The following is a 15813-nucleotide window of genomic DNA, read 5'->3' as shown; positions in this document are numbered from 1 at the left end:
GCAATGATTTTCCTAGGCAGAGTTGCGCACGTCGAACACCCCGATCAGCAACGAACCGGCTGATCCTTCCATCCACCAAAAGGAAGCTCCGGATGCGATACACCACAGCCCATCGTACTGCCCACAATATCTTGCTGCCGGACGTGCTGCGCCGCGGCCGCCTTGCCTTGCTCGCCCTGTTGTTCACCCTTGTGCTTGCAGCCTGTGGCAAGCCGGTTCCGGCAGACAAGCAGGCTTATGTCGGTACCTGGGAATCGACCACCACCTCGCTGCTCATCGATGCCAGCGGGCGCGTCATCTACAAGCACCAACCGAGCCCGTCGGTCAGCAAATCACTGGATGCACCAATCAAGGCCTATGAAGGCAATGACTTCATCGCCGGAGTCGGCCCGTTGACCACGCGTTTCGTGGTCTCCGTACCGCCGCATCAAGTGGACGGCAGCTGGAAGATGACCGTCGATGGGCAGGAACTCACGCGGCGCTGAGCTGATTGCCCCTTGCAGATCCGCGAAGACGATCACCCCGGCAGCTGTGGCTGCCACAGCACAGGCGCTGCACGATGCGACCCAATGTAGTTTCCCTGTTGTTGCTTGCAGGCTTGGCGTGGCCCGCTGCCGCCACCCCGGTGGACCACCAGCAGGCCTATAACGACTGCCTGGCCAAGGCCGGCGGCATCAACAACGGCACGGTGGAGGCCTGCTCATCGGTGACCTCGGAGCATGCAAAAGCGGAGATGACGCGCCTCTACCGTGCCATCAACAGCAAATTGCTTGCGGAGAACGCGAACGATGCAGCAAGGCTGGAGCGCGCGCAGAAGGCCTGGCTGGTGTACCGGGACCTGCACTGCGAACTCGCGGGCTCCTATGTTGGCTCGCCGATGTATTCGTTCTGCCCGATGCAACTGAACATCGACCGGGTCATTGAACTGCGCGAGCTGGCCGGGCAATGAAGCGCATTGCTTCCCCGGCGGCAACCTGGAAGCGTTTGCCAGAAGCACTATCAGCTCCTACCATCTGCGCGTCCTCGCGACTCACGCGACGACCGTAAGCGTTCACGTCAACCAACGCGCCCATCAACTCCGGCATTGCCGGGGCTGTTCGCCCATCCATGGGCGGAAGGCGCCATTGCTTGACCGGATCCAGGAGATCACCGTGAACGCTACAAACAAGAACATCATTGCCTTCGGCATTCCCAAGCTGCCCTTGCGCTACGGCGCCTTGGTCATGCCCTTGCTGCTGTCCATCCTGATGACCTGCGTCGTCTCCCTGATCAGCACACTGAAGAGCATCGGCATGTCGCCACTGCTCGGCTCCAAGTGGCTCGCTGCCTGGGGCATCTCGTGGCTGGTCGCCTTCCCCATCCTGCTGTTGCTGTTACCGGTGGTACGCAAGGCGACGGCGGCCTTGGTGCGGTCGGCCTGACATTCCGAACTCCCGGCCCGCCCTGCGGGCCGGTTCCCATCCGTATTGCACGGCAGGCCATGGTGCCCACCACTGCAATACACGCATACTCGGAGCCCTGATGCACCTTGCCGGCTCCCACCATGACCGACCCTTACAACACCTCCACCACCCGCGCGGTACCTGCCCTGCTCAACGACGCGATGATCACCACCGCACTGGAACTGCCGGGCTATCGCGCCGTGCGCAACCTCGGCCTGGTCCGCGGCATCACCGTGCGCTCGCGTTCCATCGTTGGCAATTTCCTCGGTGGCTTGCAGACCATCTTCGGCGGCAACATCACCATCTACACGGCGCTGTGCGAACAGGCCCGCGATGAAACCTACCGCGACATGGTCGCCCACGCCCGTCAGCTTGGCGCCAATGCAATCATCGGTGTGCGCTATGACGCCACCGAGCTGATGACCGGACTCACCGAAGTGCTCTGCTACGGAACTGCCGTGGTGGTGGAAACGGATACCCGTTGATCGCGCTTTGCAGTACTCCGCACAGGCCTGCGGCGGTTGCGTCGACCACACGCTGCCAACCCCGGCTTGAACCTATCTGCGGCGCAGTCCGCACTCCACGTGAAGGATCACATGCGAACGAAATTGCTGGCCCAGCTCATCGGCTTCGTGGTGATCGTGCCGAGTACGCTGGTGGCGTTGTTCTACAGCGCGTTGGGCCTGATGTTCGCGCTGGAGTCGATCCAGCGCCAGCAACACCTGGGCAGCGCCGCGCTGGTATTGGCCTGTCTGAGTGGCGGCTGGCTTGGCATCGTCGCGTTGTGGCGTGCCTATTTCGTGCTTGGCACTGACCAGCACACCTTCAACAGCACATTTATCTGGATAGGCTTCGGTTGTGGCAGCCTGGTTTCATTGGTTCTGATCGGGCTGGTAAACGGCTCGCTGCTTTTCCGGGGATTGTTCTTCGGTTGGCCGTTGCTGGCGGTTGCCGTGTTCACTGCAATGCTCCTGCGCCGCGGCACTCGGGCCGCACCCCCTACACCTTCCGCCTGAGCAGGCACCAGACTTCGAGGGAGCCGTCATGCCACGCAACGTCCTTTTCATCTGTACCCAGAATCGCTTGCGCAGTCCCACCGGAGAGCAGGTCTTCGCCAACTGGCCGGGTATTGAGACGCAATCAGCCGGACTGGGAAATGATGCCAATACGCCGGTGTCACCAGAGCTGCTGGCGTGGGCGGACCTGATCTTCGTGATGGAAAAAGCCCATCGCAACAAGCTGTCCAAGAAGTTCCGCGCACATCTGGATGGCAAGCGCGTCATCTGCCTGGATATACCGGATGACTACGACTACATGGATCCCATCTTGGTGCAGCTGCTCAAGCACAAGGTGACGCGGTTCCTGCCGGTGGGATGAGTAGCACTGCGGCTTGGCCGACAAGGAGCATCCGTTTCGGAGCTTTCCTCGCCCCCGGCGGCAGTGGTGCTTGCGTCACCCTCTCCCCAACCCCTCTCCCGTGCCGGGAGAGCGGCTTTCAGTAGCTGCAGACTGCCGAGCCAGCTTGCATGCGGGCTGAATGCACGTACTGCGCTACTCTGCCTACCTGGGCAGTTGAACTCCTTCGGAGAGCAGATGCAGACCAAGCCTCACCCGCTCGACAGAAAGATGCTGGCAGCACTGGCAGTCATCGCATGGTCAGCGCTGCTGCTACAGCTCTACCTGTCCATTGAATTGGCGTTTTCCAATGGCCGTGGCGTCCTCCACGGCACGCTTGCCTTCCTCGCCTACTTCACGGTGATTACCAATCTGTTCGTCGCGCTTTCAGCCACCTTGCCGCTGGTTGCCGGAGCCACACCTCCTGGCCGCTTCTTCGCCAAGCCCGAGGTCCTGGGTTGTGCGATCACCTCGATTGTCATGGTGGGTGCGGGCTATCACCTGCTGCTGCGCAATGCCTGGAGCCCGCAGGGATTGCAGCTGCTTGCCGACTACCTGCTGCACTACGTCGTGCCACTCTGCGCGCTTGCCTATTGGGTGGTGTTTGCGCCGCGTACCCGACTTGGTGCGCTCGCGCCACTGGCATGGTGCATCTATCCGGTCGGCTACTTCATCTACGCACTGATCCGCGGCGAGCTCACCGGCATGTATCCCTACTACTTCATCGATGTCGCCAAGCTTGGCTTTGCCAAGGTGCTGGCCAACTCGGTAGCGATGCTGGTGGCCTTTCTGCTGGTTGGCATGGCGGTGCGCTTCATCCCGGTATTGCGTGGCGCTGTCGGCTCACCCGCTGAGCCTTGAATCGCCCGTCAGTCCAACTGGCAGCAGGAAGCATCACCCCGCGGGAGCGGCCATTGACAGCGCTCGTCCCCGCCACCTCGTCCACGCACTCGACAGCACGCCATGCAGTAGCAGCGGCGCTACCCAGCTGCTCCACAACAGCAGCGCGATGGCATCCGGACTGGGCGCACGCCCGCTCGCTATCCACGCCGGCAACAACAGCCGGAACACCACCGGTGCCAGCGTGACCAGATAGGCGCGCGTCATCCAGCGGCGATGCCGTGCAACCTTGCCACGGCGGATGCTGATCATTGCCACCAAGGCCGTCAGCAACCAGGCCAGCGCAGTACCCGCAAACGCGGTGGTGATCGAGGCAGGCGCCGGCGAGGTGGCGATCAAGCCCACCGCTGCTGCACAGGCCAACAACATGCCGCTGATGTAGCAGCGCCCAAACCAACGGTGCAGCCGCGGCCAGGCACGCGGCCAGCGGGTGAGGAACTGCAGCGGCCCAAGCACGATGCCCAGCACACCACCGGTTATATGCAGCCACAACCAGCCGCGCCGCGACCAGTACATGGTGTAGTGCTCGGGGTCCAGGTGACGGTACTGGCCATGGACGGCGAGCAGGAAATGCAGGCTCAGCGCCGCCAAGGCCAGCCACAGCAATGCCCAGGCCAGGCGTTGCAGGGGAGCACGACGTTCAACCTCTGCATGAAGCGCGTCGGACATCTTGACCTCGGCTCGCGGGCGTCGGCCAAAGCATACAAGGCGCCGCCAGCATGCTGCAGGTGACCCACATGGTCTGATTCAGCCATGTGGCGCCGCGCAGACACGGCCTTTTGACGAAACCTGACTGCCCGAACAGTTGCAAACTGCGAATCATTCGCATTTAATTTCCTACTAACATCGCCGCCCGCTTGAGCGCAGTTATCACCCGCAACGGAAGCGGGACCGCCCCGCCCGTGGTCAATCCGTTATCTAAATCCGTTCAGGCTCGCTCATGCACCCCAGTCGCTCCCTCGCCCGCCCGGCTCATGCCGCTGGCTCATCGTTCCCGTTCCACAACATCCGCAACCGCCTGCAGGTCGCCATCTGCCTGGCCTTGGCCAGCAGCTGTGGCGCTGCCATGGCCGCGCCACAGAGCATCTCCGCCTCTGCCTCCGGCACGGAAAATGACACCGCTACCCAGCTGGATACGGTGCGCGTGGTATCGCAGCGTGCCAACCGGGTCAGCAACGGTGCCACCAACCTTGATCTGGATATCAAGGAAACCCCGCAGTCGATCAGCCTGGTCAGTGGCGAGCAGATGCAGCAGTTCGGCATCGACAACATCAACGACGCGCTGCGCCTGGCCACCGGCATCCAGGTGGAGGAATGGGAAACCAACCGCACCAATTACGTGGCGCGCGGCTTCGACATCAAGAACACCCAGATCGACGGCGTCGGCCTGCCCAATGACTGGGGCATCGTCACAGGTGCGATGGATGCCTTCGGCTACGAGAAGCTCGAGGTCATCCGCGGCGCCAATGGCCTGCTCACCGGCGTGGGCAACGCTTCGGGCACCATCAACTACGTGCGCAAGCGCCCCACCAACGAGGCCAAGGGCCAGCTGGGCGTCAGCGTTGGCTCGTGGGGCAAGCGCCGCGTCGAGATCGACTATTCCACGCCCTTCACCGAGGATGGCCGTTGGGCCGGTCGGGTGGCGGCTGCGCATGAAGACGCCGACTCCTACCTGCGCGGCTTCAATACCGACCGCAACTTCTTCTACGGCGTGGTCGATGGCCAGATTGGCGACAACGGCACGCTGACCGTGGGCTATTCCTGGCAGAAAGCCAACAGCGACCAGAACATGTGGGGTGCGCTGACCTTCGTCAATGCCGATGGCACGCAGGCGTCATGGCGCCGCAGCGCCTCCACCACCCAGGATTGGACCTACTGGGATACCAAGACCGAAACCGCCTTCGCCGAATACACCCACCAGTTGGGTGCGGACTGGCAGGTGAAGGCCTCGTACAACTACCGCAAGAGTGGCAGCGATGACCAGCTGTTCTTCGCCTACACCACCACCGGACTGGATCCGCTGACCGCCGAAGGCCTGGTTGGCTGGTCGTACAAGGGCATCGACCAGGGCAGCTCGCACCTGGGCGATATCACCTTGAATGGTCGTTTCCAGTTGTTCGGCCGCGAGCAGGAGGCCGTGTTCGGCTTCAGCATCGCCAAGAGCGAAGAGACCACCTGGGACCACCCGGTAGATAGCAGCGATCCTTCGTTTGGCGCATTGCCCGCCTTCCCCTATGCAGGCAACGTCATTGCCGAACCGCAATGGGGCCCGCGTACCAGATCCAACTGGACCAACCAGCGCCTGAAGCGCGGCTATGGTGCGACCCGGCTGAGCTTCACCGATCGCCTGAAGTCGGTGATCGGCTTCAACTGGGCGGAGTACCACCGCGACGGCAACAACGGCGTTGCCTTCAACCAGACCGAAGACCATATCAGTCCCTATGCCGGCCTGACCTGGGACTTCAATGACAGCGTGCTTGGCTATGTCAGCTATTCCGACATCTACCAGCCGCAGGACCAGTACGACATCAAGCATGTCTACCTGGACCCGACCAAGGGCGTGAACTACGAAGTCGGCATCAAGGCCGAATGGCTGGACCGCCGCCTGCTGACCACGCTGGCGCTGTTCAAGGCCAAGCAGGAAAACCTGTCCACCTATGGCGGCTATGACTTCGCCACCGCCAACTACTGGTATTACGGTGTGGACGTGGAGTCCAAGGGCGTGGAGTTCGAAGCCACCGGCAAGCTCAGCGACAACACCAACCTGGTATTCGGCTACACCCAGCTGAAGATGAGCAACCAGGACGGTGGCAGCACCTATACCTGGGTGCCGCGCCGCACCGCCAACCTGATGTTGACCTCTCGCCTGCCGAACTATGAAGCACTGTCGTTCGGCCTGGGTGGCCGTTGGCAGAGCGATACCTCCACCAAGGAAAGCTACACCAACATGGTGGTGCGCCAGGGCAGCTATGCCGTGCTCAACGCCTTCGTCGCCTGGGACGTGCTGCCCAACGCAACGATACGCGCCAACATCAACAACCTCACCGACCAGAAGTACATCAACAGCCTGTACCAGATTGGCTACTACGGTGCCCCCAGCAATTACCAGTTGAGCTTTGACTGGCGGTTCTGAGGACGGCGTATAGCGGAGCAGTCATGGCTTTTGGCTTTTGGCTTTTGGCTTTTGGCTTTTGGCTTTTGGCTTTTGGCTTTTGGCTTTTGGCTCCATCCCCTCTCCCCTTGCGGGAGAGGGTGCCCCGAAGGGGTGGGAGAGGGGTAGCACTTCGCTACAACCTCACCTGGACCCCGACCCTCTCCCCAACCCCTCTCCCGGAGGGAGAGGGGCTCAAGCAACGCTGCAACGAAACTGATACCCGAGACGTCACCGCCACCATGTCCCAAGCAACCACCATCACTGCTACTTCCCGCTCGCGACGTCAGGTCGTGCTGCGGGTGCTGGCCGCAATGTTCGGCGGCTACGTCTTTGCCTGGGGCACGGTGGCGCTGGCGACCTGCCTGCTGTTCGCGGCCAAGCTCGACTTCCACGATGCAGAGTTCCTCGGTGCCTTCGTCGGCCTGCTCGCCTACGTGACGGTGTTCCTGTGGAGCATCGCGACCCAGCGCCTGCTGCGCGTCTGGGTCGTATTGTTCGGCGGCGGACTGTTGATGGCGGGCGCTGCATCGCTCGTCCAATCCCTGCTCGCATGACCGGAGAAGTCCATGTTCAATAGTTTCCGGCAAGCAATGGCGTGGCTGCACACCTGGTTCGGCCTGGTGCTGGGTTTCGTGCTGATGGCGGCGTTCTTCTTTGGCGCGCTGTCCGTCTTCGACCGCGAAATCGATCGTTGGGCGATTCCCGCCACCCGCATCGAAGCGCAACCGATGCCGTCCTTCGAGAAGATCCTGCGACCTGCCTTCGAGCGCATGCAGCCGACCAAGGAGGCCATCGATGCGATGCGCCCACGTGTCAACGGGCCGATGCCCACGCACTTCGACAAAGTCGCCAGCTGGAGCGCCTACACCACCCACCGCGACCCCGTGCTGGCCCTGTATGCGGGCTACCAGGTGCCCAACGCCAAGGACCCGGAAGAGCTGATCTGGGCCTACGCCACCATCGATCCGCGCGATGGCAGTGTGCTGCCCGACGACCATTTGAAGATCGGCAGCGGCTTTTTCTTTCCGCTGCACTACGGCCTGACCCTGGACTGGAAGAACCTGGGCATCTGGATCGTCGGCTTCTCCGCTTTGGTGATGCTGGCCGCGCTCATCAGCGGCGTGGTGATGCACCGGAAGATCTTCCGCGAATTCTTCACTTTCCGCCCGGGCAAGGCCAGGCTGCGCAGCGTGTTGGACCTGCATAACCTCACCGGCGTGGTGGCGCTGCCGTTCCACTTCTTCTTCGCACTGACCGGCCTGCTGATCTTTGCCGGCACCTATTACTTTCCGGTTGGCCACACCCAGCTGCATGATCTGCACGACCTGCACGAACGGATGGAAGCGCAGGAAACCGGCCTGCCGCATCAGCGCGCGGGCGTTGCCGCTGGGCTGGCTTCGGTGGATGCGATGGTCGCGCAGGCACAGCAGCGTTGGCAGGCCAATGACAAGGCCGGCGATGTCGGTTTCCTGGTGCTGCAACATGTTGGCGATGCCAACGGCTACGTCAGCGTGTACCGCGCTGGCACCGACCGCATCGCATTGGTAGGCGATGGCATCCACTTCAAATCCTCCGACGGCAAGCTGATCCGCGAAGATCCAGCCGCCACGCCGGTTGCCCGCATGGCCGAGTTCCTCACCGGCCTGCACCTGCAGCACTTCCGTCATTGGCTGCTGCGTTGGCTGTACGTGTTTGGCGGCCTTGCCGGTGCCGTGTGCATCGCCACCGGCTTCATCTTCTTCGTCGAGAAACGAAAGCGCCAGCACGCCCAACAGGGCAGCCAAGGCGCACGCATCGTCGATGCGCTGGCCGTGACGACGGTGACCGGCATGGTTCTGGCCACGCTCGGCATCCTGATTGCCAACCGCCTGCTGCCCGAGGCCCTGCCCGGCCGTGGCGACTGGGAGCGCTATGCGTTCTGGGCGGTGTGGGCGCTGGCGCTGGTGCATGCGGGTGTGCGCGGTGCACCGGTGGCACGGGGCCTGGCCAACCCGGCGTGGCGCGAACAGACCTGGGCCATCGCGGTGATGGCTGTCGCAGCCGTGGCCTTGAACTGGATCACCACCGGCGACCATCTGCTGCGCACGCTGGCGCGCGGCTATTGGCCGGTGGCGGGTATCGATCTGTTCCTGCTCGGCAGTGCGTGCCTGGCCATGATCGCTGCCCGCAAGCTCGGCCAGCGCGCGCATGCCAAACAGGCCGCACACCGGGAGAACGCCCATGCATGAGTCGCTATCCGCCAACCTGATGCTGGCCGCCGCACTGCTGAGCAGCCTTGCCGGCATGGCATGGCTGGCACTGTCGATGCAGGTACATGCGCTGCAGGTGTGGCCACGCCAGCCATCGCCGGCCACCCTGCGCTTGCTGCGCATCCTCGGCAGCTTCAGCGTCTGCGTTGCACTGGTGCTGTGCCTGGCGGTGGATCACGCCACGATGGCAGTTCTGGTCTGGGTGATGGCCTTGAGCGCAGCGGCGATGTTGGTGGCGTTTACGCTGTCTTCGCAACCGCAGCGTCTGCGCGTGTTTGCGCCATGGATCAGGTAACAACGCGGTCGGCAGGCAATGATTGCTGGCCGCCAAGCTCAGCGCTGTTCGCCCATGTGTTCACGATACGCAGCAGCTTCCGCGTGCAGCCATTGGCGGAATGCCAGGAAGCCGCGATGGCTGGTCGAACGCTCCGGGTAGACCAGCCAGTGCGACCATGCTGTCTTGAGGCGCTGATCGGACAGCAACTGCAACTGGCCTGACTGCAGCAGCAGCTGCGCACGCGTCACCCGCCCTAGCGCCACGCCCACGCCTTCCAATGCCGCACGATGGTGCGATTCGGAGTCATCGAAGATGGCAACGTAGCGCTTGGGCGCTTCCGCCCCGGTCAAGGCGAACCAGCGGTCCCACTCACCATCCGGGTCACCCAATAGCGGCCACTCCGACAGCGGTTTCGTACCAATGCCGCCCATGCGCTCGACCAGTGCCGGGCTGGCCATCGGCACCAGCCATTCGTCGATCAGGGGCTCGGCAATCACGCCCGGCCAACGACCATCACCGATACGCATCGCCCCATCGAACTGCAGTTGCCGTTCGAAATCGATCAGCAATTGGTTGGACTGCAGGTTGATCTCGATCTGCGGATGCGCCGCCACGAAACGGCCCAGCCGCGGTACCAGCCAAGCCGATGCCATCGTCGGCACCGCACTGATCGACAACACACAATCGCGCCGTGCCTGGAACGGACGGAACACCTCGCTGATCGCATCCAGGTGCGGGCCAATCTGGTCGAGCAGGCGTCGCCCTTCCTGCGTGGGTGCCACGCCGCGTGCCTGCCGTAGCAGCAGCGGATAGCCGAGCCGCTGCTCCAACTGGCGCATCTGGTGGCTCAAGGCACTGACGGTGACGTTCATCGCCTCGGCAGCACGCGACATGTTGCCCATGCGTGCAGCAAGCACGAAACCCTGCAGGAACTGGAGTGGCGGCCTGGACATTTGACTTGAGTTTTCCTCAATACCTGCTTGAAGGATGCTCGCTTTTACGGACTATAGCCCGGAACTAACCTCAACCCACTCTCAACACGGAGCAGGGAAATGAGTGTTTATACCGATCTGCTGTTCATGCATGGGCATATCGCCAATGTCGAGCTGGCCAGGCAACTGGCGGGCCAAGACGGCACCGATGCCGCCGAGGAGGCGCGCGACATTGGCAAGACGCGCAGGGATGAGCGCGGCCATGAACCCACAGACGCCCCGGCGCGCGCGATGTCCCTGCCAACGGATGCCTGCTCGAATCGTTGAAGCCTGCCCGTTCCGATCCGCGTCCAGCAGCGCAGGCCCGCCTCTCCGCCATCAACCACGCCGCAACTTGGTATGGTTCGACAGATGAAAACCCACCACTGGCGCGGCCGAGCGGCCGCCTTGCTCACCACCGTCGTGATTCTGTGCATCATCTCCAACCCGGAACTGGCTACGTTGGTGCCTGTGCTGGATGCATTGGGGCTGGACGTGCTGCTCGCGCTTCTCTCCGCACAACTGATGGTGATTGTTTCGGATGTGCTGCTGCCGTATGCGCGGCATTTCCATCAGCGCTGGGGCAGGCGCGCATTGAAGCCGGTTGGTGATGCGCTGCTGTGTGCAGCCGGCGGCTATCTGCGGCAATTGGTTGGGCATGTGCGGCTTGCCGGGATGCCAGCGCGGCTTGGTTGAGCGCGGATTGGGGTTCATCTGTAGGAGCGGCGTAAGCCGCGAAGCTGACGGAATTGAAACCATCCGCATCTTTGCCAACTGATGATGTATCGGCTTCGCGGCTTACGCCGCTCCTACAAAGGCCAGGAAGCCATGTAGCAGCTTGCTTGACGCGCTTTCGCCTACCCTCACCCCAACCCCTCTCCCGGAGGGAGAGGGGCTTCGGGGCTTAACCACAAAGGCCCGCCAATGGCGGGCCTTTGCGTTTGCTGCGAACTGCGAAGACACCGCTGGCGCGATTACTTGGCGGCAGCTTCCTCGGCCTTCGGGATCGAGGCTTCGGTGGTGATGCGGATCTTGACGTCGTCGCTGACGGCCGGGGCGTAGGCGCCCACGCCGAAATCGCTGCGCTTGATGGTGGTGGTGGCATCGAAGCCGACCGACGGCACCTTGGCCATCGGGTGCTCACCGGCACCGTTGACGGTCACGTCCAGCACCACCGGCTTGGTGATGCCCTTGACGGTCAGGTCGCCGGTCACGGTCAGCTTGTTGGTACCAGCGGCTTCCACCTTGGTGCTCTTGAAGGTAGCGGTCGGGAACTTGGCGGCATCGAAGAAATCGGCGCTGCGCAGGTGCTCGTCGAACTTGGCGGTGAAGCTGTTCAGGCCGCTCAGCGGCAGGGTCACTTCCACGCTGGACTTGCCCACGTCAGCGGCGTCATACACCAGGGTGCCGTCAGCGTTGCCGAAGTGTGCGCTCGGGTTGGAGAAGCCCATGTGGCTCCACTGCACCAGCACGTCGGTGTGGGTCGGGTCGAGCTTGTAGGTACCGGCGGCGATCTGGATCGCCCCGGCTTCCGGGGCAGCCGGGGCGGCAGCAGCGGCATCAGCCGGGGCAGCGGCGGTTTCGGCCGGGGCGGCAGCCGGGGCAGCGGTGTCAGCCGGCTTGGAGCAGGCGGTGATGGCAGCGGCCAGGGCCAGCGGGAGCAGCAACTTGGTCATAGCGGACATGGATCTCTCCTTGGAGGTGATAGACGGATTATTTTCAACAAGCACGGTGTCAGCCAGTGTGACGGACGCCGCGTGGAACACTTCAGCAATCAGGCAATACGCGCGGCTTCGTCGAACGAAAGCCGCGGCAGGCGCGGGAAGATGCCGGACGGGTCGCCATAGCCCAGATTGACGAGGAAATTGGACTTGATGGCGGTGCCGGCAAAAAACGCTTCATCCACCTTGGCCGGGTCGAAGCCCGACATCGGGCCTGCATCCAATCCCAGCGCGCGTGCAGCCAGGATCAGATAGGCACCCTGCAGGCTGCCGTTGCGGAACGCAGCCTCGTGGCGGCCTTCGCGCGGGCCGTCAAACCAGGCCTTGGCGTCGGTGTGGGGGAACAGGTAGGGCAGCTTCTCGTGGAAATCCAGATCAAAACCAATGATCGCCGTGACCGGGGCAGCCAGGGTCTTGGCCAGGTTGCCCTCGGACAGGGCCGGTGCCAGCTTCTGCTTGGCTTCGGCCGATTTGACGAATACGAAACGCGCCGGGCTGGCGTTGGCGGAGGTGGGTGCCCACTTCAGCAGGTCGTACAGGGCGCGCAGTTGGCTGTCCTCGACCGGACGGTCCTGGAACGTGTTCTGGGTGCGGGCGGTGCGGAACAGCTGGTCAAGCGCGGCATCGTTGAAGATGTCGGACATGGAAACTCCGTGATGAATTGGCTACGGTCGTGACATTGCACCGGTCAGCCCGGGACAATGACACGCCGATCAGAGTTCGCAGTGTAGAGCCCTGTGGCAGTTGCAACACCCAGCCTTTTTGAAACGAATTAATGCCATACGCGAAACGATCGACGCTCCCATGGACGATCACCGACGGCCGCGCCGGCAATGTGCGCCAGGCGGTGGCGCTGGCGTCTGCGCTGGGCCTGGGCGGCCAGCAACGCCTGCAGCTGCAGCCACAGGCGCCTTGGCGCTGGCTGTCGCCGCGGTTGCTACCGGGCGCAGCGCGGGGCTTTGGCGCGCAGTTCGCGCAGCTGGCCGGCAATGCACCGGGATTGGCGATTGGCTGTGGCCGCCAGGCTGCGGGCGCATTGCGGGTGCTGCGCCAGCGCGGCACCCGCACCGTGCAGATCCTCGACCCGCGTATTCCGCCACGCCACTGGGACCTGCTGGTGGTACCCGAGCATGACCGCCTGCGCGCGGACAACGTGCTCACCCTGCTGGGCAGCCTCAACCCGGTCAGCGATGACTGGCTGGCCTGGGGCCGGGCGGCGTTCTCCAGCTTCGAGCAGCTGCCGGGGCCGCGCACCGCCTTGCTGGTGGGCGGCCCCACCGATCACGCGCCGTGGCAGGACAGCGACATCCAGCCGCTGTTCCAGCAGCTGGCGGCGCGTATCCGCGCCGAGGGCGGCAGCGTGCTGGCCACCACTTCGCGGCGTACTCCGCGCGCGGTGACGGCCGCCCTGCTGCATGCCTTCGACGATGTGCCCGGCGTGATCTGGGCCGATGGCGGCGATGGCTCCAACCCCTATGCCGGACTGCTGGGCTGGGCGGACCGCATTGTCTGCACGCCGGACTCGGTCAACCTGCTGTCGGAAGCCTGCGCCACCCGGGTACCGGTGGGCGTGCTGCTGGGTACGCGCGCGCAGGAGCGGATGGCCTGCTTCCAGCAGACCTTGCGCGAGCGCGGCCGCCTGTTGGATGGGCTGGCTGCGTTTGATGCCGATCTTGGTGTGACGGTTGAGCCCTTGCGCGAGACCACCCGGATTGCGGCTGAGGTGAAACTGCGCTTGGGGTTGTAAGAGGCCTGCCTGGCTGTTGCTGTGGCTTTGGCCTCTGCCCTTGGCTCGTCATTCCCGCGGAGGCGGGGTTTTCAACCGACGAATGTCGGGTCATCGCTCTTGGCTCTGGCTCTGGCTTCGATTCCTCCGTACTAAAGAGGAACCAAAGCACAGCAAATGCAGGAGCAAGAGCAGGAGCGATTCCCGCCTTCGCGGGAATGACGAGCTGAAAGCAAGCCCAAGCCAAGCGCAACGGCAAAGGCAAAGGCAAAGGCATCGGCAAAGGCAAAGGCATCGGCACCATCCCCTACCCGCCAATCGCCTAGAATGGCCGCTGTTTTCTGATTGGAGCAGGCCCATGCCTTCCTTTGACGTCGTATCCGAAGTTGACAAGCACGAGCTGACCAACGCCATCGACCAGGCCAACCGCGAGCTGTCCACCCGCTTCGATTTCAAGGGTGTGACGGCAAGTTTCGAGCAGGATGGCGAGAAGCTGATCAAGCTCACCGCGCCTACCGATTTCCAGCTCAAGCAGATGTCCGACATCCTCAAGCAGCGCCTGGCCGCGCGCAACATCGACTTCCGTTGCATGGAATTCGGCGATATCGAGACCAATCTGGGTGGCGCGCGCCAGCAGGTGACGGTCAAGCAGGGCATCGAGCAGAAGCTGGCCAAGCAGATCGCCGCCAAGATCAAGGAATCCAAGATCAAGGTCGACACCCAGATCAACGGTGACAAGCTGCGCGTCAACGGCAAGAAGCGCGACGACCTGCAGGAAGTGATGGCGCTGCTGAAGAAGAGCGACTTCGAACAGCCGCTGCAGTTCGACAACTTCCGCGACTGATGTAAACCCCTTGCAGCAGGCTCAACCAGCCTGCTGCAACTTGCGGTACAGCGTGGTGCGCGAAATACCCAGCTGACGTGCCGCCGCACTGAGATTGCCGGCATGCGCCGCCACCGCGTCACGCACTGCGTGCGCACTCTGCACACGCAGCGGGCTCGCCGCCGCCAACGCACGCGTGCTGACGCGCGCGCGCACCGGCCCGCGCAGATACTGCACCTGCACGGCACTGTCCGCACCCAACGACACCCGGTGTACCGGCCCGGCCTGCAACAGGCGGCGGCGCTGGTGCACGTTGGCCTCGGCGAATACGCCATCCAACGTCTGCAGCGACAACGGCCCGTTACGCGGCAGGCCAAGGATGCGCCGCGCCACGCTGTTGGCTGCCCGCAAGCGACCGTCCTCGCCCACCGCCAACAAGCCTTGCAGCGGCGTGCCCAACCAGCGCGCGTCGTGCTGCAGTGCCAGCAGGTGGCAGTCACGCTGTTGCTGGATCAACTGGCTCTCGATCGACAGTGCGGCCTGGCGGAAGTGGCAGCGCAGCAGTTCACTGTCGCGCTCGCCGATGCCGGTGATGTCCAGCGCTCCGAGCACTTCACCATCGACGCCGTGCAACGGCACGCTCAGGCAATAGACGCCGGAGAACTCGTCAAGATAGTGCTCGTTGCCGCGCACCAGCGCCGGTGCGTCCTCCGCCAGCGCGCAGGACGGCGCGGTGGTACCAATCTCGATCTCGCGCACGCGGCGCCCGACCTGGATAGGCCGCAGTATCGCCTCGTCGCCCAGGCCATGTTCGCGCTGGGCGATGATCAGGCCATCACGATTGACGCAGAACAGGGTCCAACGACGGCCACCGAACGCGGCCCACAGATCATCCATGTCCTGGCGCACGCAGCGCGCCAGCAGGCGATCAGCCGGATCATCCAGACGCGTCTGCCGCTTTGCCAACGCTGAGTATTGCGGTGCCTGCTGCGGACGCACGCCTGCTTGCCGTGAGCGCTCCCAGGAGCGCAGCAGTGCGGGTGACAGCAGTTGCGCGGGAAGGCTGCCGCCTTCGGCAAAGCGCTGTCGCGCCGCTGCAAGACGTTGCTGCTGTTGCACGAGTGTGTCGGCCATGGGCGCCCTCCAGACAACTGC

The 15813-nt window shown here is 63.5% G+C and carries 20 protein-coding genes; 15 read left to right on the top strand and 5 right to left on the bottom strand.

From position 1 onward, the window contains the following. Positions 1-92: 92 nt before the first annotated feature. From AC13FW_RS19290 to AC13FW_RS19260, 7 genes are all read left to right on the top strand, one after another. Positions 93-485 carry a hypothetical protein gene (locus AC13FW_RS19290; RefSeq protein WP_482990143.1) on the top strand — a complete coding sequence of 131 codons (393 nt, stop codon included), beginning with the start codon at positions 93-95 and terminating at the stop codon, positions 483-485. 74 nt (positions 486-559) lie between these two features. Beyond that, entirely contained in the window at positions 560-949 is a 390-nt protein-coding gene (locus tag AC13FW_RS19285) for a lysozyme inhibitor LprI family protein (RefSeq protein WP_296249702.1), read from the top strand. A 202-nt stretch (positions 950-1151) separates the two neighbouring features. Further along, positions 1152-1421 (top strand): DUF2798 domain-containing protein, encoded by a 270-nt coding sequence (locus tag AC13FW_RS19280; RefSeq protein ID WP_296249704.1) that lies wholly within the window; start codon positions 1152-1154, stop codon positions 1419-1421. A 122-nt stretch (positions 1422-1543) separates the two neighbouring features. Then, positions 1544-1927: a YbjQ family protein gene (locus AC13FW_RS19275; protein ID WP_296249706.1), complete on the top strand. Its 384-nt coding sequence runs from the start codon at positions 1544-1546 to the stop codon at positions 1925-1927. Positions 1928-2038: 111 nt separating this feature from the next. After that, entirely contained in the window at positions 2039-2458 is a 420-nt protein-coding gene (locus AC13FW_RS19270) for a hypothetical protein (RefSeq protein ID WP_482990142.1), read from the top strand. Positions 2459-2486: 28 nt separating this feature from the next. Beyond that, positions 2487-2819 carry a low molecular weight protein tyrosine phosphatase family protein gene (locus tag AC13FW_RS19265; protein ID WP_481533435.1) on the top strand — a complete coding sequence of 111 codons (333 nt, stop codon included), beginning with the start codon at positions 2487-2489 and terminating at the stop codon, positions 2817-2819. A 216-nt stretch (positions 2820-3035) separates the two neighbouring features. Next, entirely contained in the window at positions 3036-3698 is a 663-nt protein-coding gene (locus AC13FW_RS19260; RefSeq protein ID WP_482990141.1) for a Pr6Pr family membrane protein, read from the top strand. 33 nt (positions 3699-3731) lie between these two features. Here the strand turns inward: AC13FW_RS19260 and AC13FW_RS19255 are convergent, their stop codons facing one another. Continuing rightward, positions 3732-4406 carry a DUF2306 domain-containing protein gene (locus tag AC13FW_RS19255; RefSeq protein WP_482990140.1) on the bottom strand — a complete coding sequence of 225 codons (675 nt, stop codon included), beginning with the start codon at positions 4404-4406 and terminating at the stop codon, positions 3732-3734. A gap of 271 nt (positions 4407-4677) precedes the next feature. On the opposite strand from AC13FW_RS19255, the gene AC13FW_RS19250 reads away from it, so the two are divergent. The 4 genes from AC13FW_RS19250 to AC13FW_RS19235 all read left to right on the top strand — a co-directional run bounded on the left by AC13FW_RS19250 (position 4678) and on the right by AC13FW_RS19235 (position 9435). Next, positions 4678-6870 (top strand): TonB-dependent siderophore receptor, encoded by a 2193-nt coding sequence (locus AC13FW_RS19250; protein WP_482990139.1) that lies wholly within the window; start codon positions 4678-4680, stop codon positions 6868-6870. Between the two features lie 260 nt (positions 6871-7130). Further along, positions 7131-7445 carry an iron uptake protein gene (locus tag AC13FW_RS19245; protein WP_482990138.1) on the top strand — a complete coding sequence of 105 codons (315 nt, stop codon included), beginning with the start codon at positions 7131-7133 and terminating at the stop codon, positions 7443-7445. A gap of 12 nt (positions 7446-7457) precedes the next feature. Beyond that, complete coding sequence (locus tag AC13FW_RS19240) at positions 7458-9119, top strand: PepSY-associated TM helix domain-containing protein (protein ID WP_482990137.1); 1662 nt, start codon at positions 7458-7460, stop codon at positions 9117-9119. Then, complete coding sequence (locus AC13FW_RS19235; protein WP_282273005.1) at positions 9112-9435, top strand: DUF3325 domain-containing protein; 324 nt, start codon at positions 9112-9114, stop codon at positions 9433-9435. Before AC13FW_RS19240 ends, AC13FW_RS19235 begins: the two co-directional genes overlap by 8 nt. 38 nt (positions 9436-9473) lie before the next feature. On the opposite strand, the gene AC13FW_RS19230 is transcribed toward AC13FW_RS19235, so the two are convergent. Continuing rightward, positions 9474-10370, bottom strand: coding sequence for a LysR substrate-binding domain-containing protein (locus tag AC13FW_RS19230; protein ID WP_482990136.1), 897 nt, complete (start codon positions 10368-10370; stop codon positions 9474-9476). Positions 10371-10469: 99 nt separating this feature from the next. Between AC13FW_RS19230 and AC13FW_RS19225 the strand changes: the two genes are divergently transcribed. Together AC13FW_RS19225 and AC13FW_RS19220 are read left to right on the top strand one after the other, a co-directional pair. Beyond that, positions 10470-10676: a hypothetical protein gene (locus AC13FW_RS19225; RefSeq protein WP_482990135.1), complete on the top strand. Its 207-nt coding sequence runs from the start codon at positions 10470-10472 to the stop codon at positions 10674-10676. An 84-nt stretch (positions 10677-10760) separates the two neighbouring features. After that, complete coding sequence (locus AC13FW_RS19220; RefSeq protein ID WP_482990134.1) at positions 10761-11084, top strand: hypothetical protein; 324 nt, start codon at positions 10761-10763, stop codon at positions 11082-11084. A gap of 278 nt (positions 11085-11362) precedes the next feature. On the opposite strand, the gene AC13FW_RS19215 is transcribed toward AC13FW_RS19220, so the two are convergent. Together AC13FW_RS19215 and AC13FW_RS19210 are read right to left on the bottom strand one after the other, a co-directional pair. Beyond that, the gene (locus AC13FW_RS19215) at positions 11363-12073 is read right to left on the bottom strand and encodes a YceI family protein (RefSeq protein WP_482990133.1); all 711 of its coding nucleotides are present in this window, start codon (positions 12071-12073) and stop codon (positions 11363-11365) included. Positions 12074-12162: 89 nt separating this feature from the next. Continuing rightward, the gene (locus AC13FW_RS19210) at positions 12163-12753 is read right to left on the bottom strand and encodes a malonic semialdehyde reductase (protein WP_282272292.1); all 591 of its coding nucleotides are present in this window, start codon (positions 12751-12753) and stop codon (positions 12163-12165) included. A gap of 131 nt (positions 12754-12884) precedes the next feature. Here AC13FW_RS19210 and AC13FW_RS19205 point away from each other — a divergent pair, with 131 nt between their 5' ends. Both AC13FW_RS19205 and AC13FW_RS19200 read left to right on the top strand, forming a co-directional pair. Further along, positions 12885-13856 (top strand): mitochondrial fission ELM1 family protein, encoded by a 972-nt coding sequence (locus AC13FW_RS19205; protein WP_482990132.1) that lies wholly within the window; start codon positions 12885-12887, stop codon positions 13854-13856. A gap of 337 nt (positions 13857-14193) precedes the next feature. Then, entirely contained in the window at positions 14194-14679 is a 486-nt protein-coding gene (locus AC13FW_RS19200) for a YajQ family cyclic di-GMP-binding protein (protein WP_482990131.1), read from the top strand. Between the two features lie 21 nt (positions 14680-14700). Here the strand turns inward: AC13FW_RS19200 and AC13FW_RS19195 are convergent, their stop codons facing one another. Then, on the bottom strand, positions 14701-15792 hold the full coding sequence (locus AC13FW_RS19195; RefSeq protein WP_482990130.1) for a helix-turn-helix domain-containing protein: 1092 nt from the start codon (positions 15790-15792) through the stop codon (positions 14701-14703). Between the last annotated feature and the right edge of the window lie 21 nt (positions 15793-15813).

The organism is Stenotrophomonas sp. 21LCFQ19 (genome assembly GCF_056861425.1).
The sequence above is the reverse complement of the archived record's forward strand: the minus strand, read 5'-3'. Positions and strand labels throughout refer to the sequence as shown.

Bases quoted from the DNA above. Each gene is read 5' to 3' on its own strand.
- AC13FW_RS19290 (WP_482990143.1), top strand. From the start codon at position 93: ATGCGATACACCACAGCCCATCGTACTGCCCACAATATCTTGCTGCCG.
- AC13FW_RS19285 (WP_296249702.1), top strand. From the start codon at position 560: ATGCGACCCAATGTAGTTTCCCTGTTGTTGCTTGCAGGCTTGGCGTGG.
- AC13FW_RS19275 (WP_296249706.1), top strand. From the start codon at position 1,544: ATGACCGACCCTTACAACACCTCCACCACCCGCGCGGTACCTGCCCTG.
- AC13FW_RS19270 (WP_482990142.1), top strand. From the start codon at position 2,039: ATGCGAACGAAATTGCTGGCCCAGCTCATCGGCTTCGTGGTGATCGTG.
- AC13FW_RS19265 (WP_481533435.1), top strand. From the start codon at position 2,487: ATGCCACGCAACGTCCTTTTCATCTGTACCCAGAATCGCTTGCGCAGT.
- AC13FW_RS19260 (WP_482990141.1), top strand. From the start codon at position 3,036: ATGCAGACCAAGCCTCACCCGCTCGACAGAAAGATGCTGGCAGCACTG.
- AC13FW_RS19255 (WP_482990140.1), bottom strand. From the start codon at position 4,406: ATGTCCGACGCGCTTCATGCAGAGGTTGAACGTCGTGCTCCCCTGCAA.
- AC13FW_RS19250 (WP_482990139.1), top strand. From the start codon at position 4,678: ATGCACCCCAGTCGCTCCCTCGCCCGCCCGGCTCATGCCGCTGGCTCA.
- AC13FW_RS19245 (WP_482990138.1), top strand. From the start codon at position 7,131: ATGTCCCAAGCAACCACCATCACTGCTACTTCCCGCTCGCGACGTCAG.
- AC13FW_RS19240 (WP_482990137.1), top strand. From the start codon at position 7,458: ATGTTCAATAGTTTCCGGCAAGCAATGGCGTGGCTGCACACCTGGTTC.
- AC13FW_RS19235 (WP_282273005.1), top strand. From the start codon at position 9,112: ATGCATGAGTCGCTATCCGCCAACCTGATGCTGGCCGCCGCACTGCTG.
- AC13FW_RS19230 (WP_482990136.1), bottom strand. From the start codon at position 10,370: ATGTCCAGGCCGCCACTCCAGTTCCTGCAGGGTTTCGTGCTTGCTGCA.
- AC13FW_RS19225 (WP_482990135.1), top strand. From the start codon at position 10,470: ATGAGTGTTTATACCGATCTGCTGTTCATGCATGGGCATATCGCCAAT.
- AC13FW_RS19220 (WP_482990134.1), top strand. From the start codon at position 10,761: ATGAAAACCCACCACTGGCGCGGCCGAGCGGCCGCCTTGCTCACCACC.
- AC13FW_RS19215 (WP_482990133.1), bottom strand. From the start codon at position 12,073: ATGTCCGCTATGACCAAGTTGCTGCTCCCGCTGGCCCTGGCCGCTGCC.
- AC13FW_RS19210 (WP_282272292.1), bottom strand. From the start codon at position 12,753: ATGTCCGACATCTTCAACGATGCCGCGCTTGACCAGCTGTTCCGCACC.
- AC13FW_RS19205 (WP_482990132.1), top strand. From the start codon at position 12,885: ATGCCATACGCGAAACGATCGACGCTCCCATGGACGATCACCGACGGC.
- AC13FW_RS19200 (WP_482990131.1), top strand. From the start codon at position 14,194: ATGCCTTCCTTTGACGTCGTATCCGAAGTTGACAAGCACGAGCTGACC.
- AC13FW_RS19195 (WP_482990130.1), bottom strand. From the start codon at position 15,792: ATGGCCGACACACTCGTGCAACAGCAGCAACGTCTTGCAGCGGCGCGA.